Raw genomic sequence first — 17,147 nt, forward strand, 5'->3', positions numbered from 1 at the left:
AAGCATACAAATCAGAAGCTTACTAAATATCATTCACATTATTTCATTATGAAAATGCAGTAATACATACTCATATAAATCTATTTTTTTGGTTGCAACACCTTGTCCACCAGCAGACTTAATCACCGTATTTTGACTTTCAGACTCAACCCACGTGTAAACATAAAAAGGCGTCTCATCGCCACGAGAGCGCATAGCCCTGAGCAATTTCAAACCCGCTAAAGGCTCCCCTTGACGTCCCATATCTGAAATAACGACATTGTATTCGTACATACTTAATAGTAATAACGCCTCTTGAGTTGAGGTGGTGTTGTAGACTCCAATCTTGTGCTTTAAAAAGTATTTTTGTTCTTTTTTATTATTTTTCGGATTGTCGTCAACCCAAAGGATCCTACCAATGGCATCCAATGGTTCACTTGCTTTAAATTCATTGTCGTCTAAATGTTCAAACGAATGGTTAATCACTAACCAAATGCACACTGTGCACATAAATAATGTCAGGCCAATCCAAAATTTTAAGTGCGCCCCTTGCGTATTTTGTTCTGCGCTGATTGCTTCAATATTAAACTGTGTTTCATCAACAGCGGATTGCTGTATTACTCGTAGTTCTGGATTGAACTTGTAGCCTTGGCCACGCACTGTGACAATAATATCTTGTTCTACGCCTAGTCTCTGTAGCAGGCTACGAGTATCCGATACTAATCGCGGCAAAGACCAAGGTGATACGACTGAGTCTGGCCAGAGGTAGGCCACTAACTCTTGCTGATTACATACTTTTGGACGAGTATCCAGTAAATACAAAAGCAAATTCAACGCCCGCTCTTCAAGCACCACTTTTTTGTCCGACACATCCAGTGTCTGCGTTTTAGCATTCAATATTACATTTGAAAATCGATACTCCATATCACTGCCATTTCCATTTAATTTACTAATAACTAAAAGAATTAATAGACTATACCAAACTCAGCAACAGAGCTAGCCCTATCAATTAGTAATAATGTCTAATGGAAAATGTCTATCATTAATCCCTTTTATAGGACCAATCTGCTTTACTGGAGCCATTGATTTACCACCGTTCGCTCGGGTACTGTTTGGCAGACTATCTGCACACGTCAATCAGTAACTGGTTGGCAATATCAGCAATCACTTGCGGATCTTTTTGCGCTTGAGAAAAAGTCCTTAAGCCATAAATGCCGACAATCAAGCTTTGCGCTCGTTGTTTAGGAGAGCGTTCCCCTGTAAGCACGTTATGTAGCGCCATTTCAGTAAAAACGTCACACATAAAACTTTGCCAAAGCTTACATTGATTGCTTAAAACTTGCTGCGCTTCGTCGTCTTGTTGCGCAATCTCATTAATGGCTTTTTGACTCAAACAAGCTTGAGTGGGGTCATTGCTAATACACTCTAAGACAATACTATCTAAATAAGCCTTTAAACCACTTTGAGCACTGCCTTGCTGTGTAAATATTGACTTGAGTTCGGCTGTTCGATCTTGGTTATATTGCTCAAGCGCAGCTAACAGCAAACCTTTTTTATTTTCAAATGCACAATAGATTGAGCCAGGGTGTAATCCGGTAGCACTTTTAAGATCTTGCATACTGGTTTTGTTGTAGCCTTTCTCCATAAAAGCATTCATTGCGGCTCTCAAAACTCGCTCACGATCAAATTCTGCGCTTCTCATTGTTTACCCAAGTTACTCGATAAAAATTTATTTTAAACAATTTTGAACAAATGTTCAAAAAAGAGGTTGAATGATCGTTCAAATATAGATATCTTGAATGAACATTCAAAAATAAAGAGACTTGATCCCATGAGCAAAGATTTATTTAACCCATATCCGTTGAACTCCTTAATAACATTACAAAACAAAGTCCTAATGGCACCTCTTACACGTTGTATGGCAGATGATAAACTAGTACCCACTGAAGAAATGGCTAAGTATTACGCTCGAAGAGCGGATGCTGGTCTCATTATTTCTGAAGCCACGATAATTCGCCCAGACGGACAGGGATACCCTAATACTCCTGGTCTATTTAGCCCTGAGCAGATTGTAGGTTGGAGGAAGGTTACTGACGCGGTACACGAGAAAGGCGGCAAAATTTTTGCCCAACTTTGGCATACAGGCCGTGTCGCCCACCCTCATTTTTATGACGGTGATGAAGTCATCGCCCCTAGCGCAACTTTGGTTGATGGAACAGTACCACGGATGCGAGAGTTGACTTACATCACACCTACGCCAGCAACACTAGAACAGGTTGAACAACTAATTGTCGACTATGCACAAGCTGCTGCAAATGCCATTGATGCGGGATTTGATGGGATTGAGATCCATGGAGCAAATGGTTACCTTATCGATCAGTTTTTACACTTTGATAGCAATAAACGCACAGATAAATATGGCCAATCTCCTGAAAACATGAGTCGCTTTGCCCTTGAAGTAGTGGATGCTATCGTGGCGAGAATTGGCAAAGAAAGAACAGCGCTACGTATATCCCCTGGCGCATATTTCAATATGACACCAGATACTAGAGACAAAGATGTTTTTGACTACTTATTACCTGAACTTGAAAAGCGTGACTTGGCATACTTGCATATTGGCATTTTTGACGACGAAATGACATTCGAACACTTAGGTGGACGCGCTTCTGACTATGTCCGCGCGCGCTACAAACGCACACTAATCGGAAATGGGGGTTTTACGGCAGAAACTGGTGCCCAAGCGATCACAGAAGACCGTTTTGACTTGCTTGCCATTGGCCGCCCATTCATTGCAAACCCAGATTACATTAACAGAGTGAAGTCAAATCAAGAACTAGTCCCTTACAGCGAAGACATGCTTGCCACACTAGATTAACTCTAAACGCTCAGTTATCAATGATCAGCGGTAACTGAGCTGCTTTCCAAGCAAGATAATCGCCTTCTAAGTGTTTGAGGTTAAAACCTCTTTTTTGTAGAATGCCTTCAAATATTCTGGCTCTTCTGCCTGAGCGACAATACACCACAAGTGTGTGCTGCTTAAGCATTTTTAATTTTACTGTCTGAGCTTCTATTTGATCGTAAGGAATATTAATAGCCCCCTTGATATGCCCCGCAGCAAACTCTTCAGGCGTTCTTACGTCAATAATTTTAAATGCCTTATCCGACATCTGATTAACGATTAAGTCGTTTGCTGAAATAGAGGGTGTCACAGCTAATGTCAAAAACGACGTCAATAGCAGAAAGTTAATCAAAATAAATTGGGTAAGCTTTTGCATTAGTTTCACTCCTAGAAAGCTTGTTTCTACTGACGTTACTCTAAATCAACACAGCCCAACACGCAAAATTTTCAAGACTTATTTTGTTATTTTACCAATTTACCAAAATCAAAAAAAACACTAATAGTCATATAGTTAAAAAAAGACCACTGGTAAAAATCTAGTCTACTATCCATTAGTCTAATACCGGAATTGTAAATCCAGACTATTACTTATTGCACGCGCGTTAGGGCTTATTAAAAGTTGCTTGTCACAAGTTGGGTAATAATATTTGAGTTTTTACTCTAAAGTACTAGACTAACTTTTGACTAATGAGCGAATTGAACGCTTGAGTGCCCAAAAGGCATACAAAACAATGACGTTTTGTCTTTTATATTAAACAAATTAGTTATTATTTCGTCATAAAAGGCATGAACAATAGCGTTAGTTTCAACCCTATATGAGCACGTTGCTCAGTAATCTGTGGCTTAGTAGTACAGTAGTTTTGCCACTACATGTTCGGAAAAGCACAAATGGAAAACAAAAAAATAGCAGTTGTTACAGGCGCATTAGGTGGCATTGGCACAGCAATAGTTCAGCAGTTTGTATCTGATAACTACCTAGTGATCGCGGTCGCAAGCACGCGAAGAAATGAATCGGATTTCGATAGATGGTGTAGTGAATACAATATCAATCCAAGCTTGGTTGAACCCCTATTCCTAGATGTCACCGATGCACAAGCATGTTTGAACAGCATTGAATCTGTGATTGAAAGTCATGGAAAAATAGATGTACTCGTTAACAATGCCGGCATTACTCGTGATTCATCTTTCAAAAAAATGAACGCTCAACAATGGCATGAAGTGATAGACACCAATTTAAACTCCATGTTCAACATGACACAACCGCTGTTTGCCCATATGTGTGGCAATAAATCAGGGCGCATCATCAATATTTCCAGCGTAAACGGCCAAAAAGGTCAGTTTGGACAGGCGAATTATGCAGCGGCGAAAGCGGGCATGATTGGGTTTAGTAAGTCTTTAGCATATGAAGGTGCAAGAGCTGGTGTGACCGTAAACGTTGTCGCTCCTGGGTATACTGAAACACCAATGGTTGCAAAAATGCGCGAAGATGTGCTCGAAAGCATCAAAGCACAAGTCCCAATGCAAAGATTAGCGACGCCTTTGGAAGTAGCAAAAACAGTCTCTTTCCTTGCGTCGGATGGTGCGGCATATATTACAGGTGAGACACTAGCCTTAAATGGCGGCCTGTATATGAATTAGTAAACAAAGTAGGTCCATTTAGAAAAGTGCTGCTTTTCTGTAGTAGGTGGAAATTGCATTTTTTAACGGAATAACTCTCAATAGGAAGCAAGCCATGTACAACGACTTTTTCAAATCAATCACAGAGCAAAGTGAAAAGTTTTTTTCTCCTGCAATTCAGTTTAATCAACTTGTTGCTAAAAACATTGAGCAACTAGCTAAAATTCAACTGGATGCAGCTCACTCTTTTACTGAAACATCAGTAGAACAACTTAAAACTGCTGCAGAAGTTAAAGATGTTAAGTCTTTCATCGACTTCAACGCAAGCCAGCTAAGCGCTGTTAATAAACTAAGCCAACAGCTTATTGAAGATGGCCAAAAGTTAACTCAACTTGGTCAAGACTTCAAAGACAATCTTGAAACAATCTCAAAAGAAAGCGTTAAAGCAGCAAAAGCTTAATCTTTCTGACAGCCTAGTCAGGGTAACTTGCACTAGGCTGACACACTACTTGGCAATATTGTATTTTAATTTGGTGCTTGCTCACTGTGCTTTAAACAAACAATACGCAAGTTACCGGACAGGCCATCTTTAAACCCTATTTCAACAACGTGATTGACCAAGTAATACATAGGGACACAAATGAATTAGCTTTTCGAAGCGACATCTAACCTGTCACACCTAAGACTAGGAAGCAAAAAATGGATATCGACAATAAAGATTTTACTCAGACCATGACCGCTTGGTGGCAGTATAATCAAGATCTCTACAGTATTTTTTCTGCTAACTTATTTAAAAACAGCCCTGTGCAAAAGGCACTCAACGAACAAAGCGCTGAAGACTTTGGTCAATGGGCGCAAGAGATAACCAAACAGCCAGAACTGTTCGCTAAGCAACAGCTTAACTGGTGGCAAGAGCAACTAAAAATCGTACAACAAACTTGGGAACAAAGCGTCAACGCTTCTTCTGAAGAAGTGATTTCTACAGAAAGAGGCGACAAACGATTTCTTGCGAGCGAATGGCAAGATAATCCCTGGTTTAGCTATATAAAACAAAGCTATTTGCTTTTTGGCCAATCTCTATTGGACTCCATTCGTCAGACCCCAGGACTTGACGAAAAGTTAAAAGAGCGTTTGGAATTTTTCGCTAGACAAGTCATCAACTCAATTTCTCCAAGCAACTTTATTACGACAAACCCAGAATTGCTAAAGCTTACCATTGAATCTGAGGGACAAAACCTAATCAATGGCCTTGAACTATTTAAGAAAGATATGGCAAAAAGCGGAGATATGCTGAGGATCAGCATGACCAATGAAAACGCTTATGAGCTTGGGAAAGATCTTGCGACAACGCCAGGTAGAGTGGTATTTCAAAATCACCTCTTCGAGTTGATCCAATATAAAGCAACGACTAAAGACGTATATAAGACACCACTTTTGTTCGTACCTCCTTACGTCAATAAATTCTATATATTAGATTTGAAAGAAGAAAACTCGTATGTCAAATGGGCAGTAGACAATGGCCATACCGTATTCATGATATCTTGGAAAAACCCAGATCCTAGTATGTCTGAGATAGGCTTTGACGACTACGTTGTAGACGGTGTTATTGCCGCATTAGACGAAATTGAAAAACTAACGGGTGAAGCCTATGTCAATGCAATTGGCTATTGTATTGCTGGTACACTTGTAGCGACCGCGATGGCTTACTTTACTTCAAAACGAATGAAGCAAAAGATAAAAAGTGCCACGCTGTTAACCACATTGCTAGATTTCTCTCAACCGGGAGAGTTAGGTGTTTTCGTTAATGAAGGCACAGTGTCAGCACTCGAAGCATATAATAGACAAAATGGCGTAATGCATGGTCATTTGCTAGGTGTGTCTTTCAGTATGCTTAGAGAAAATAGCTTGTACTGGAACTATTACGTCAACAACTACCTAAAAGGTCAGCCACCAATGGATTTAGACCTGCTGTATTGGAATGGTGATAGTACGAATTTAACTGCCAAATGCCACAACTTCATGCTCCGAGACTTATATCTGGAAAATCGTTTAATCGAAACGAAGGAAGTAGATATTCGAGGTACGAAAATAGACTTAGCCAAAGTCAAACAGCCTATTTATGCACTCTCTACTAGAGATGACCACATCGCACTATGGCAAGCAACATTCAAAGGCTTCCAATTTACCAGTTCAAAAACAACTTTTGTGTTGGGTGAATCTGGACATATCGCTGGTGTTATAAACCCACCTAAGGCAGATAAATATGGCTTTTGGAGTGGCCCAACACCAGAAGGCGACGCCAACGCTTGGCTTGAAAAAGCCGAGCATAGCAAAGGATCTTGGTGGCCTCATTGGGGCAAATGGATAACGCAATTCACGGAAGAGAAAGTACCTGCAAGAGCGATTAAAACCAAAGCCAATCCTGGTATTTATGATGCTCCTGGAGAATATGTAAAAGCAAGACTCTAATAACAAGACCGTTAAGGCGAATAGAGCTTAATGAGCAACTGTAGTTGCTCATTTTCTATCTCCGGAAAGCTTTTAGAACTTCGATAGCGCTGATAAAGAGGAAAAAGGATTTCATGACCGGACAATCTGTCCAATGCTCTAACAAACTCCAATGCACTTCCCTTGCGGCCTTCACTTTCATTTTTTCGACAACAACTTTGATACTCTGATACCAAACCCGCGACAGTTTGCCTTGCATTTGCTTTACGCAATGCATGTTCAGCTTCAATAAAAACCCAACGCCAGTCCAGTATACTCTTTGATACGCTCTAAGACGCCACATATCCGACGAGACTTTATCCAAACGTCCTGAATGAGTTGACACTGCAAGACGCCCTCGCGCAAGCCCTTTGCGCATTCGAACCTTGAATTCAGCTTCATTGTAGATGCTATTTTCTAACATAACGATATTTTGAAAGTAGGTCGCAAATCCCTCTGCTAGCCAAAAATCTTGATAAGCAAATAAGGGGTGATAAAGGTGAGACAATTCATGGTACAAAGTCCAATCAGAGCGCAAAGCATCCAACGGGGCAACTTTGCTCACTCGCAACTCGATACCATCGCTTTTACCTCTGATGACTTGACCCCAAGGTACTGCTTCTCTAGCTGATAGAGTTAAGTCAATGGTCACGGGAATGTGGGTTTGTGTAATGGGGCCCAGCGTTTTAACTACCGCTTGATGGCCAAATTTAAGCCAATTTTCAATTTCAACTTTTTGGTCATTATTAATCGCGTTGATACCAAAATCTGTTACGATTTTTCCTTTAGACGGGAAGTTGATAGTAAGCAAACATACAAAAATCAGCTTACTTAATAGATTAGTTCTTTCTCCTTGCTTGCCCATTCGCACTCTCATCTAATTGAATCGCACGATAATAGACCACGTAAAGCATGCATGTCTTTCACTAGATACGCATGCTTAGTGCATATTTTTAACTAGAACGCCATGTGCAGACCATCGTATGAGGCTTCTGTTTGCGACCCTTTTTTAATGGTGAAGTGTTTACCACCAAAGCGCACTCTACCGCGTTTACGCTCAATGATTTTCTCAGCTAAACTCTTGTCGTTGACCAAGTCTACAAATTGCTTACGAGCACGATGAATTTGAATATTAATATGACTTTCACTGATCCCCAGATCTTTCGAAAGTTGTGATACGGACACCCAACCACGCTCTTGCTCATCTTCAACGGCCGCTTCATCTCGCGCCTTATAACGCGCAAGCAATGCTGTGAGATAGTGATGCGTTCTTATATCAAAATCCAATGAGGCACCATTGTGATTAACTTTCAACTCGGTGATCTCTTCGTCTAAACTGATATCAAATAAAAACTCTAAGCTAGATTGATGCGCATTTTCGATGGGCATAGTTGCTTCTTGAGAAGCCGCTTCAACTTGGAATAAATACCACAGTTCATTGGCAACAGATAAATTGTCGCTGTCTGTCAAGGCAACAATATTGCCTGACGCTAAGTGCTCATAACACCAACAAACTTTTTCATTGTCATAAAATACCACTATTTCAGGGTCATTCTCGGATGGAAGGAAGTGGTACTTCTCAAGTGGAATAACATTATCTGGCTGTTCATGATTTGTAGGGATTAACAGATCTTTTGGGGGTGATATTGAATCAACAACGAAAGTTTGCGGATGCATTTCTGAAAACGTAATTTCATCATCTACCTTTAGCGCTATTGCTTGGTTATATGCAATGCGTTGCCCGTTCATCCAAACACCATTCTTGCTGAGATCTCTTAACTCCCAACTTTCACCGTTGTGCTCAATAACAGCGTGAATGCGAGATATTTCTACACCACTAACTTGAGTATCTACAGAATAGGTAAGCCTACCAAAACGATGAAACGCCTTAAGATAAATAACCTCTGTACTATCCTTTACTCTGAGCTTTGCCATAAATCACCTTGCTTAGTTCCTCTAAAAGACAAAGTTTTTGCATGTGTGCCTTTTAGACTATCTTATTCTGACATTCTAGCCGCTATTTATTAGCAAATAAATTACGCCTTATTACAGTGTTTAAAGATTATTCAATCTCTTGATCTAACTTCAAAATTCTCTCCTCTCTGGCAATATTCCGCATAATTGCCTAAAGTTATCAATGACTCCCATCAATTGATAATCGTTATGCAAGCATTGTCACGTATTTTTTGGACCTTTGTATTTATCACATTGTTTGCTTGCTACCCTTTGCATGCACTTCAAAGACATATTGACGTCAAGCCAAGAGTCACTATCTTAGTGGATGATAGTTACCCCCCTTACTCTTATGTTAGCAATGGATATCTCTATGGCATCTACGTTGAACAGGTAAAACTAGCAGCCAGACAACTTGCGGATCACTATCAAATCACACTTGAGGCAATTCCTTGGAAAAGGGGGGTGGCAGCCATGGAAAGCGGTGAAGCTTTTGCCCTTATGCCACCTTACATTCATAAGGATAAAAGGCCTTATATTTGGCCGTACTCAGTATCTTTAGGAGAAGAAGCTGTTGTCGCTTTTTGTAATCAGGGTATAACGCTCAAGAACATTCTAAAACGAAAGCCGCAGTTAGAACCGATTAATATTGGTATTAACGCTGGTTTTTTAATTTTAGATGACGAGCTTGCCGTGGCAAGAGAAAAAGGGCTGATCAAAATTTGGGAGAATAAAGATACCAAATCCAACATTAAGAAGCTTTCTAAAAACCGCCTCGACTGTTACCTAAATGATCGATTATCAACAGTAATGGGGGTTGAGGCTTTAAAATCAGAATTACAGACTTTAGATATGAGCCAATTTCAAGAAGACAAAATTGTACTCACTCGTACCGCTCATATTGGCTATACCAAAGAGAATGGAGAGAGATTTCCCTATAAATTAGACTTCATTGAAAAAATGAACGAGGCGCTGCGCGTAGTACAAGCTAATAATCATCAATGAATGCAATTCCTCTGTTGACGCTCCTAAACTAAGTAAATAGTATTAATAATACTCATGGAGCACTATGAGTATTGATCCGCATCTCAAGGTATATCTTTACCTTTATTCTTTTGACTGTACTTCACCTAACCCAGCGGATCTCATCAATAATTGCTATTCGAGCAAGGACATATTGCTCACCAAATTAAAAAGGAAACAAGATGAAATTGTTACTGAAAAAAAACAAGCTTAAAAACTTAAGTAATTCTTATGCACTTAAAAATATGCATACGCCAAAAATCGCTGGTGGATTTGATTTAACGGTCGGAGAAAACTGTAGATCGAGAAAGTGCCGTATATCAGAGGAGGTGTGTCCTATTTCAGAGGTTGGCGATTGTCATACTCAAGATATCAACTGCTTAGTCACCAGATTAACCTGTAAGTGTTAGTATCTGCTTGCGAACGCTAAAAAGGGAGTATGCACTCCCTTCTAAAGTTATCGCATCCAAACCTTTATTTCTGCGAGGCCATTTGATTGCAAGAGCTGCAGTTGAGACTCCACATTCTGGCTATGCTCGAATTCAAACGCATCCAACTCGTCATCAAATTTCACCGTTGCAGCACCATCACCACCACTACGTTTCACTTGATGTAACGCAATATCAGCAAGGTTTACCGATGCCTCCCACCCTATCACATGTCCGCCGAGCATTTGCAAAGGATAGAATGACCAGCCAACAGATACCGTCATATTGGTCGATCTGCCATTTGGTAAAGTGAAGTCAAACTCTCCAATTGCTTTACAAAGATCTTTCACGTATTCATCTACGTCACTACACTGAAAGTCCCTAAGCAGTAATAAAAATTCATCACCACTCCACCTTGCCACGTAATCAGAGCCTTGCGTTCTTGTATTGAGTAATGTCGCAAGTTGTTGTAAACAGCTATCACCACCAATAGGTCCATTGGCATCATTTACTTTACTAAACTTGTCTATGTTTAGGATCATCAGCACCAAGCTCTTACCCTGCTCGCGCAGTGACTTTGCATTTCGCTGGTAATGCTCAATATCCTTGGGTAATTGATCGAAAAGAAAACGTCGACTCTTTAACCCCGTAAGCTCATCCGAATGGCTCACTAGTTTAAGCTGAGTATTCACCTTGTTGAGCTTTTCATTGGCCTTTCTGAGCTCTGTCGTCCGCTCTGTAACCAGTGCTTCCAAGGCAGCCTGTTTACGCCTCTCCTGTGCTCTGAATACCCAAAATACAAGATAAAATAGAAAAATAAACCCGCACGTAATAATTAACCTAAAAAAGACGGTCTCATCAAATCGACGAGGCAAAACAAGCTTCACGGCCTTTAAATGGGCCTCTTGCCAATCCTCGCCACGGCGCTTCACTTCTAGTTTAAAGGTAAACTCACCAGGAGGTAAATTTGTATAAATAGCTTCTCTTCGTGCCAGTGCATCTCGCCACTGTTCATCATGCCCCTCAAGCTTGTAACGGAACTCTATACTTTGCGGCGCATAAAAGTCGATGGCGGTGTAGCGAATCGTTAAATCGCGCTCATTTGTATCTAAGGTGATACTCTCTACAATTTTGTTCGGTGTAAGCTCTCTACTTGGCGTTGTAATACCCTCGAACCTAGGTTCTAACTCACTGTCACTAAACAGCTTTACACTTTTAGGGATACGTACCACACCCTGTAAACTCGGATATAGTAAAACATCATCAACCTCTACAACTGAGTCATGACCCAATCCTGTACAACACTGACTTGGCATACCGTCAAGCTGGCGGTCAAACGGGTTAATGACTTGCTCAACTTTTAAGTTCTCGATTTCACTGGTAAATTGCTCTATGGACATGCGATAAACCCCTTTCATGGAGCTTACCCAGATAAAGTTTTGCTTTTTATCGTAATGCAAAGACAAAATTGGACCATAAGGTAATCCGTGAGAGGCATCTAACTGAAACCAGTCACCAGTCGCCGTTCTGTAGTAAAGCCCATCATAAAAAGTGCCAACCAATGTCGTATACGTATCAACGTGCAAAATACTGGTGACATATGCAGATTCAAGTGAAGTTTGCCCACCTATCTTTTCTATTCCGCGCTCGTTGTATTTATACGCTCCCTTATCTGTGCCTATAAAACCAAAACGTGGAAAGTCGACAACATACGTAACAAATTGGCTACCCAGAAATGCGTTGTAAGTAAAAGGCGTTAGTCCGTTGTAATCGAGGCGATACATGCCTCTTCCCGTACCAATCCACAATCCCCCTTGATTAGAAGGACTGATAGTAAACACTTGAGTTTGGCGAAATTCTCGGTTAGGAATAGCCAGCAAACGACCATCATCATAGATCACCACACCACGCCCAGTGCCGAGATAAAGGCGCCCATCCAAAAATTCCATATCATGGACTTCAACGCCCTTGAGCTGAGCCGGAGTAATGATAGGTTGGTAATTATCGTCCTGATCCAACATACCGACACCTTCACGTGTGGCGACCCATACGTTACCTTTGGGTCCCATCGTCATGGCTGAAATGGCTTGTTTACCTCTCAAACCAGCTTGAAAGCGCTCAACACGGCCAGCATGAGCGAGCCACAAACCTTCATTGATACTTGCTAACCAAATATTATCACTTTTATCGATGAATAAATCTGTAAACCAAATCCCTTGATCTAGTTGAACAAGGTCAACTGACTGCCATTCACCACCGCTTTCTTTATAGAGCAAGCGTCCATAAGTTGATACCCATAGTCCGCCTTGATCATCGCTTAAAAACTTGTATACCGCACTATTTCCAATCTCATCAAAGCGCCTTAACACTTCATCAAAATCTAGAAAAAATGCTCCGAGTTGAGAAGCCAAATATAGCTTGCCATCAACCCATGCCAAGTCATGAATATTTGTTTGTGCAAGCTGTCTCGGTAGCGATATTTTGCTCGCGAGTTCGAGCCTCATACCATTTGAACCGACAGATTGCGCCTCACCAATGCGTAAAAGGTGACGCTCATTGACCAGCCAAATGCCATCAGGTGCAGGCGCCATTTTTGTTACGGCACCGACGATTTGGCTAATATGAGTAAGGGAAAGCTTGCTGTCATCCAGGTTATTTTTATCCAGCATTAATCGCTTTGCGGAAATGTAGTACAACCCATTTGCAGCTATCCAGATATTGCCTCGGGTGTCTTCGATGATATCTTTTACATCAGCTTGAATTTTAAACTGCTGAGTTTTCATTGTTTGAGGGTCAATACGCAGCACACCACGGCGAGTACCAACCCAAAGCATACCAAAGCGATCAACAACCAGTTTGTTAATCGCGTTGCTTACCAAGAAATTACTATTTTGCGTGTTGTAATTAACAAACTGATGGCCATCAAAACGACTTAGACCAAATTGCGTGCCTAACCAAATATAACCTTGTTGATCTTGCACCACACTTTTTATGCTTTGTGATGGCAGATCATTTTGCATATTCCACTGCTTTACAACATAGTCGTTGATCGCACCATAAGTATTGGTTGCGACCAGCATAATTAACAGTAGGAAAAACTTGCGCATAGATTCCCTCTTACTCAAACTTTAGTTTAGCCGCCTAGGACACCTGTTTTAAACAAAGCCTGGATACAAATCAATGAAAAAATACCTGCAAGGACATCGTCAGCCATTATCCCTCTGCCGCCATGCAGTTTTTTATCTAACATTCTAATTGGACCAGGTTTGGCAATATCAAAAAAACGAAATAGTGCAAACCCAACGAGCAGGGATTGCCAGCTAATCGCTGCACCGATCATCGTAATGTAAAAGCCAACGACTTCGTCCCATACTATTGCTGGGTGATCATGAACGTCAACATCTCTGGCAGTTTTTCCACATATCCACACACCAAAAATAGTCATTAAAATGGCTAGACTTACTTGAAACCAAATTGGCAATGCCATGGTTGCAAAGATAAAAGGCAAAGCGGCAAGCGTACCTACAGTTCCAGGAGCCTTGGGCGCCAGACCTGTACCAAAACCCAAAGCAAAAAATTGATGTGGGCGCTTGAGATTGAATTTTAACGGCTTATCCAAACTCACTCCTAATTAAAATGTTCATATCCGATTTGCTCAGGCAAGACGTATTTTTCGCCATGTTTAAACAATTCTATATTGCCAATATTATTGGTGATCTGGCCTATACACTTGGCCTCAACGCCATACTGGCTCAATCGCGCTTCAACAGCGCTGCGGTTACTATCACTCACGGTAAAGAGCAATTGATAGTCGTCACCATAAGAAAGGCTAAGCATATCAATTAGGGCTTGATCTTCAATTGATTTCAAGTCATCTGAAATCGGCACAGTCGCCACATCAATATCAGCACCAACCGTTGAGTGATTCAAAATATGCTGCAAGTCAGCTAACAAACCATCAGAAACATCGATACAGGCCGTCGCCAAACCACGTAAAACTTGCCCTGCTGCTACATGGGGCTTAGGATAGTGCAGCTTTTCAGTTACTCGTTTTGCCTGTTCAGCCGATAGCGCTATCCCACGCTTTCTTGATTCAATAGCCAGCGCAGCGTCACCGACCGGTCCTGTAAGATAAATCCAATCGCCTACATTTGCACCTGAACGAGTTAACGCCTTGTTTTTAGGTATGATGCCTTTCGCACAAATGGTAATTGTCAATGGCCCTTGAGTTGTATCTCCACCGATTAATTGCACATTGTAATACTCAGCAATTTCATGCATGCCTTCGGTAAACTGCTCAAGCCAAGCCATATCCACATTAGGCAAAGTGAGGCCGATTGAAACCCAGGTAGGCTCCGCTCCCATGGCTGCCAGATCACTTAAATTGACTGCAAGGACACGGTGCCCCAATGCTCTAGGAGGGATATCTGGAAAAAAATGAACACCTTCGACTAAGGTGTCTGTGGTTACTGCTAATTGACAGTTGTCTGGGATCTCAACAACAGCACAATCATCACCAATTCCAATGGCCACATCTCGGCGAGTAATACCGCGACCTTTGAAGTAATGATTAATTAACTCAAATTCCTTCATACATTAAAAAAGCCGGCCAACGCCGGCTCTCCTCATGACTTTAATTATTTGCGGATTTTTTTAACTGCTTTGTCCAACACGCCATTTACAAATTTATGGCTGTCTTCAGCACCAAACATCTTGGCCAGTTCAATCCCTTCATTAATAGCCACTTTATATGGTACATCTTCACGGAACTTAAGCTCGTAAGCACTCACGCGTAACGTTGCTAACTCAACCATGTCCAAGTCATCGAACGGACGAGATAGGTGAGGTGCAATCGCCTCATCTAACTGCTTGTGGTTAACGGCCACACCACGCGCCAAGTCTTTAAAATACTCGACATCTACTTTAGAAACGTCATTTTCAATTAACATTTGCTGTTCAATATCGGCAATCGGGTTGCCGCTAAGCTGCCATGAATAGACTGCTTGTAATGCAAGTACGCGTGCTTTACGTCTAGCTGCTGGTTTCAACTGAGATTCCTCTTAAATTTGCTCAAGTACGTTAACCATCTCTAGAGCGCCAAGTGCAGCTTCGCCACCCTTGTTGCCCATCTTAGTTCCCGCACGTTCAATAGCTTGCTCAATACTTTCTGTCGTTAGTACGCCAAATGCAACCGGAACATCGTAATCTAATGAAACACTTGCTAATCCTTTATTAGACTCATTGGCAACAAGATCAAAGTGCGGTGTACCGCCACGAATGATTACACCTAGTGCAATGATAGCATCATGCTCTTTTTTCATTGCTAGACGTTTTGCTGCAAGAGGTAACTCTACCGCGCCAGGTACATATACCACTGTGATGTCTTCCTCTTTAACACCACCTGTGCGCTTTAGTTCATCCACCGCACCTTCTAATAAGCTACTGCCTATAAAGTCGTTAAAACGAGAAATGACAATGGCAAACTTTTTACCAGGTGCGAATTTGTTACCTTCAATTATTTTCATTAGATGATTCCTAATCAGTATTAGCAATAGCCAAATTGACGCGCATGATAGCACATCTTAAAGAAAAACACCTACTGTCCAAACCAGTCAGTAGGTGTAAAAAAGAGTGAAAGCCTGATTTATTGTGGCTCTACATAATCTACTACTTCTAGGTGGAAACCCGACAAAGCATGATATTTCTTTGGTAAGCTCATCAAGCGCATTTTTTGAATGCCTAGATCCGCCAGAATTTGCGAACCCACCCCTACAGTACGAGAGGTGCCTTGGAACTTACGGTAATTTATTTTTTCACCAGCGTCTTCTGCAGCAAAGGCTTTAACTAGCTGCTCAAGATCTTCTGTTTGTTCATTTTTACCAAGAATAACCAACACACCGCTGTTGTCAGCAATGTATTTCATCGCACCGTGTAGCGTCCAGCTTCTGTCTGCACTGCGGTCTGACAATAAGATATCATTGAACGTGCTTTGCAAATGAACGCGCACTAAAGTTGCATCATCCGCTTTTATCTCACCTTTTTGCAGAACATAGTGTAATTGGTTGTCGATAGTGTCTTTGTATGTGACTAAATCAAACTCGCCAAACTCAGTAGGTAGCTTACACTTTGCGACTCTCTCGATAGTTGTTTCGTTTAGGTTACGATATTCGATTAGATCTGCAATTGTGCCGATTTTAATGTCATGCTCTTTGGCAAACACTTCTAGCTCTGGACGTCTTGCCATGGTGCCATCAGGGTTCAATATTTCAACAATCACAGATGAAGGCTCTAATCCAGCTAAACGAGCCAAATCACACCCCGCCTCTGTGTGTCCTGCACGAGTTAAAACACCACCAGGCTGAGCCATAATAGGGAAAATATGACCAGGCTGAACAATATCTTCTGGCACGGCGCCTTTAGCAACCGCGGCTTGCACTGTACGTGCTCTATCAGCAGCAGAGATACCTGTTGTTACACCTTTTGCAGCCTCAATTGACATCGTAAAGTTAGTAGAAAACTGAGCGCCGTTATTTCTAACCATCAGCGGAAGATCGAGTTGCTGACATCTCTCTTGCGTCATAGTTAGGCAAATAAGACCTCGGCCATATGTCGCCATAAAATTAATCGCCTCGGGCGTGATATGCTCTGCCGCGATGATTAAGTCGCCTTCATTTTCTCGGTCTTCATCGTCCATCAAGATAACCATTTTACCGGCTTTAATGTCTTCGATGATTTCTTTTGCGCTGTTTAAGCTCATAATC

Annotated in this window: 17 protein-coding genes; 6 read left to right on the plus strand and 11 right to left on the minus strand. The window is 41.4% G+C overall.

Annotation, left to right across the window (positions count from 1 at the left end; genetic code table 11):
• Positions 1–33: 33 nt before the first annotated feature.
• A complete protein-coding gene (locus N475_RS05180; protein WP_063355352.1) occupies positions 34–903 on the minus strand; it encodes a winged helix-turn-helix domain-containing protein in 870 nt (289 codons plus the stop codon).
• Positions 904–1,099: 196 nt separating this feature from the next.
• The gene (locus tag N475_RS05185) at positions 1,100–1,681 is read right to left on the minus strand and encodes a TetR/AcrR family transcriptional regulator (protein ID WP_063355351.1); all 582 of its coding nucleotides are present in this window, start codon (positions 1,679–1,681) and stop codon (positions 1,100–1,102) included.
• A gap of 129 nt (positions 1,682–1,810) precedes the next feature.
• Here N475_RS05185 and N475_RS05190 point away from each other — a divergent pair, with 129 nt between their 5' ends.
• Positions 1,811–2,854 (plus strand): alkene reductase, encoded by a 1,044-nt coding sequence (locus N475_RS05190; protein ID WP_063355350.1) that lies wholly within the window; start codon positions 1,811–1,813, stop codon positions 2,852–2,854.
• A 10-nt stretch (positions 2,855–2,864) separates the two neighbouring features.
• Here N475_RS05190 and N475_RS05195 read toward each other — a convergent pair whose 3' ends face one another.
• Positions 2,865–3,254 (minus strand): rhodanese-like domain-containing protein, encoded by a 390-nt coding sequence (locus N475_RS05195; RefSeq protein ID WP_063355349.1) that lies wholly within the window; start codon positions 3,252–3,254, stop codon positions 2,865–2,867.
• A 512-nt stretch (positions 3,255–3,766) separates the two neighbouring features.
• Between N475_RS05195 and N475_RS05200 the strand changes: the two genes are divergently transcribed.
• From N475_RS05200 to phaC, 3 genes are all read left to right on the plus strand, one after another.
• Positions 3,767–4,516: an SDR family oxidoreductase gene (locus tag N475_RS05200; protein ID WP_063355348.1), complete on the plus strand. Its 750-nt coding sequence runs from the start codon at positions 3,767–3,769 to the stop codon at positions 4,514–4,516.
• Positions 4,517–4,610: 94 nt separating this feature from the next.
• Entirely contained in the window at positions 4,611–4,955 is a 345-nt protein-coding gene (locus N475_RS05205) for a phasin family protein (protein WP_063355347.1), read from the plus strand.
• 239 nt (positions 4,956–5,194) lie between these two features.
• Positions 5,195–6,964 carry a class I poly(R)-hydroxyalkanoic acid synthase gene (gene phaC, locus N475_RS05210; protein ID WP_063355346.1) on the plus strand — a complete coding sequence of 590 codons (1,770 nt, stop codon included), beginning with the start codon at positions 5,195–5,197 and terminating at the stop codon, positions 6,962–6,964.
• 55 nt (positions 6,965–7,019) lie between these two features.
• Here phaC and N475_RS05215 read toward each other — a convergent pair whose 3' ends face one another.
• Both N475_RS05215 and N475_RS05220 read right to left on the minus strand, forming a co-directional pair.
• Positions 7,020–7,847 (minus strand): hypothetical protein, encoded by an 828-nt coding sequence (locus tag N475_RS05215; protein WP_081232369.1) that lies wholly within the window; start codon positions 7,845–7,847, stop codon positions 7,020–7,022.
• A 92-nt stretch (positions 7,848–7,939) separates the two neighbouring features.
• On the minus strand, positions 7,940–8,917 hold the full coding sequence (locus N475_RS05220; RefSeq protein ID WP_063355344.1) for an FHA domain-containing protein: 978 nt from the start codon (positions 8,915–8,917) through the stop codon (positions 7,940–7,942).
• Positions 8,918–9,145: 228 nt separating this feature from the next.
• On the opposite strand from N475_RS05220, the gene N475_RS05225 reads away from it, so the two are divergent.
• The gene (locus N475_RS05225; protein WP_081232370.1) at positions 9,146–9,940 is read left to right on the plus strand and encodes a transporter substrate-binding domain-containing protein; all 795 of its coding nucleotides are present in this window, start codon (positions 9,146–9,148) and stop codon (positions 9,938–9,940) included.
• A 200-nt stretch (positions 9,941–10,140) separates the two neighbouring features.
• A complete protein-coding gene (locus N475_RS05230) occupies positions 10,141–10,368 on the plus strand; it encodes a hypothetical protein (RefSeq protein ID WP_063355343.1) in 228 nt (75 codons plus the stop codon).
• A 47-nt stretch (positions 10,369–10,415) separates the two neighbouring features.
• Here the strand turns inward: N475_RS05230 and N475_RS05235 are convergent, their stop codons facing one another.
• The 6 genes from N475_RS05235 to ribBA form a co-directional block, all read right to left on the minus strand.
• Positions 10,416–13,493, minus strand: a complete 3,078-nt coding sequence (locus N475_RS05235; RefSeq protein ID WP_063355342.1) for a ligand-binding sensor domain-containing diguanylate cyclase — start codon at positions 13,491–13,493, stop codon at positions 10,416–10,418.
• A gap of 26 nt (positions 13,494–13,519) precedes the next feature.
• The gene (locus N475_RS05240; RefSeq protein WP_063355341.1) at positions 13,520–14,005 is read right to left on the minus strand and encodes a phosphatidylglycerophosphatase A family protein; all 486 of its coding nucleotides are present in this window, start codon (positions 14,003–14,005) and stop codon (positions 13,520–13,522) included.
• A gap of 8 nt (positions 14,006–14,013) precedes the next feature.
• Positions 14,014–14,979: a thiamine-phosphate kinase gene (gene thiL / locus N475_RS05245; RefSeq protein ID WP_063355340.1), complete on the minus strand. Its 966-nt coding sequence runs from the start codon at positions 14,977–14,979 to the stop codon at positions 14,014–14,016.
• A gap of 44 nt (positions 14,980–15,023) precedes the next feature.
• Complete coding sequence (gene nusB, locus N475_RS05250; RefSeq protein ID WP_063355339.1) at positions 15,024–15,434, minus strand: transcription antitermination factor NusB; 411 nt, start codon at positions 15,432–15,434, stop codon at positions 15,024–15,026.
• Between the two features lie 12 nt (positions 15,435–15,446).
• Positions 15,447–15,911 (minus strand): 6,7-dimethyl-8-ribityllumazine synthase, encoded by a 465-nt coding sequence (gene ribH, locus N475_RS05255; protein WP_063355338.1) that lies wholly within the window; start codon positions 15,909–15,911, stop codon positions 15,447–15,449.
• 119 nt (positions 15,912–16,030) lie between these two features.
• Positions 16,031–17,143: a bifunctional 3,4-dihydroxy-2-butanone-4-phosphate synthase/GTP cyclohydrolase II gene (gene ribBA / locus N475_RS05260; protein ID WP_063355337.1), complete on the minus strand. Its 1,113-nt coding sequence runs from the start codon at positions 17,141–17,143 to the stop codon at positions 16,031–16,033.
• Between the last annotated feature and the right edge of the window lie 4 nt (positions 17,144–17,147).

Origin of the sequence: Pseudoalteromonas luteoviolacea DSM 6061 (genome assembly GCF_001625655.1) — a bacterium.
Lineage (GTDB): Bacteria > Pseudomonadota > Gammaproteobacteria > Enterobacterales > Alteromonadaceae > Pseudoalteromonas > Pseudoalteromonas luteoviolacea.

Bases quoted from the DNA above. Each gene is read 5' to 3' on its own strand.
- N475_RS05230 (WP_063355343.1), top strand. From the start codon at position 10,141: ATGAAATTGTTACTGAAAAAAAACAAGCTTAAAAACTTAAGTAATTCT.
- N475_RS05215 (WP_081232369.1), bottom strand. From the start codon at position 7,847: ATGGGCAAGCAAGGAGAAAGAACTAATCTATTAAGTAAGCTGATTTTT.
- N475_RS05195 (WP_063355349.1), bottom strand. From the start codon at position 3,254: ATGCAAAAGCTTACCCAATTTATTTTGATTAACTTTCTGCTATTGACG.
- N475_RS05190 (WP_063355350.1), top strand. From the start codon at position 1,811: ATGAGCAAAGATTTATTTAACCCATATCCGTTGAACTCCTTAATAACA.
- N475_RS05225 (WP_081232370.1), top strand. From the start codon at position 9,146: ATGCAAGCATTGTCACGTATTTTTTGGACCTTTGTATTTATCACATTG.
- N475_RS05205 (WP_063355347.1), top strand. From the start codon at position 4,611: ATGTACAACGACTTTTTCAAATCAATCACAGAGCAAAGTGAAAAGTTT.
- phaC (WP_063355346.1), top strand. From the start codon at position 5,195: ATGGATATCGACAATAAAGATTTTACTCAGACCATGACCGCTTGGTGG.
- ribBA (WP_063355337.1), bottom strand. From the start codon at position 17,143: ATGAGCTTAAACAGCGCAAAAGAAATCATCGAAGACATTAAAGCCGGT.
- N475_RS05180 (WP_063355352.1), bottom strand. From the start codon at position 903: ATGGAGTATCGATTTTCAAATGTAATATTGAATGCTAAAACGCAGACA.
- N475_RS05200 (WP_063355348.1), top strand. From the start codon at position 3,767: ATGGAAAACAAAAAAATAGCAGTTGTTACAGGCGCATTAGGTGGCATT.
- thiL (WP_063355340.1), bottom strand. From the start codon at position 14,979: ATGAAGGAATTTGAGTTAATTAATCATTACTTCAAAGGTCGCGGTATT.
- ribH (WP_063355338.1), bottom strand. From the start codon at position 15,911: ATGAAAATAATTGAAGGTAACAAATTCGCACCTGGTAAAAAGTTTGCC.
- N475_RS05235 (WP_063355342.1), bottom strand. From the start codon at position 13,493: ATGCGCAAGTTTTTCCTACTGTTAATTATGCTGGTCGCAACCAATACT.
- N475_RS05220 (WP_063355344.1), bottom strand. From the start codon at position 8,917: ATGGCAAAGCTCAGAGTAAAGGATAGTACAGAGGTTATTTATCTTAAG.
- N475_RS05185 (WP_063355351.1), bottom strand. From the start codon at position 1,681: ATGAGAAGCGCAGAATTTGATCGTGAGCGAGTTTTGAGAGCCGCAATG.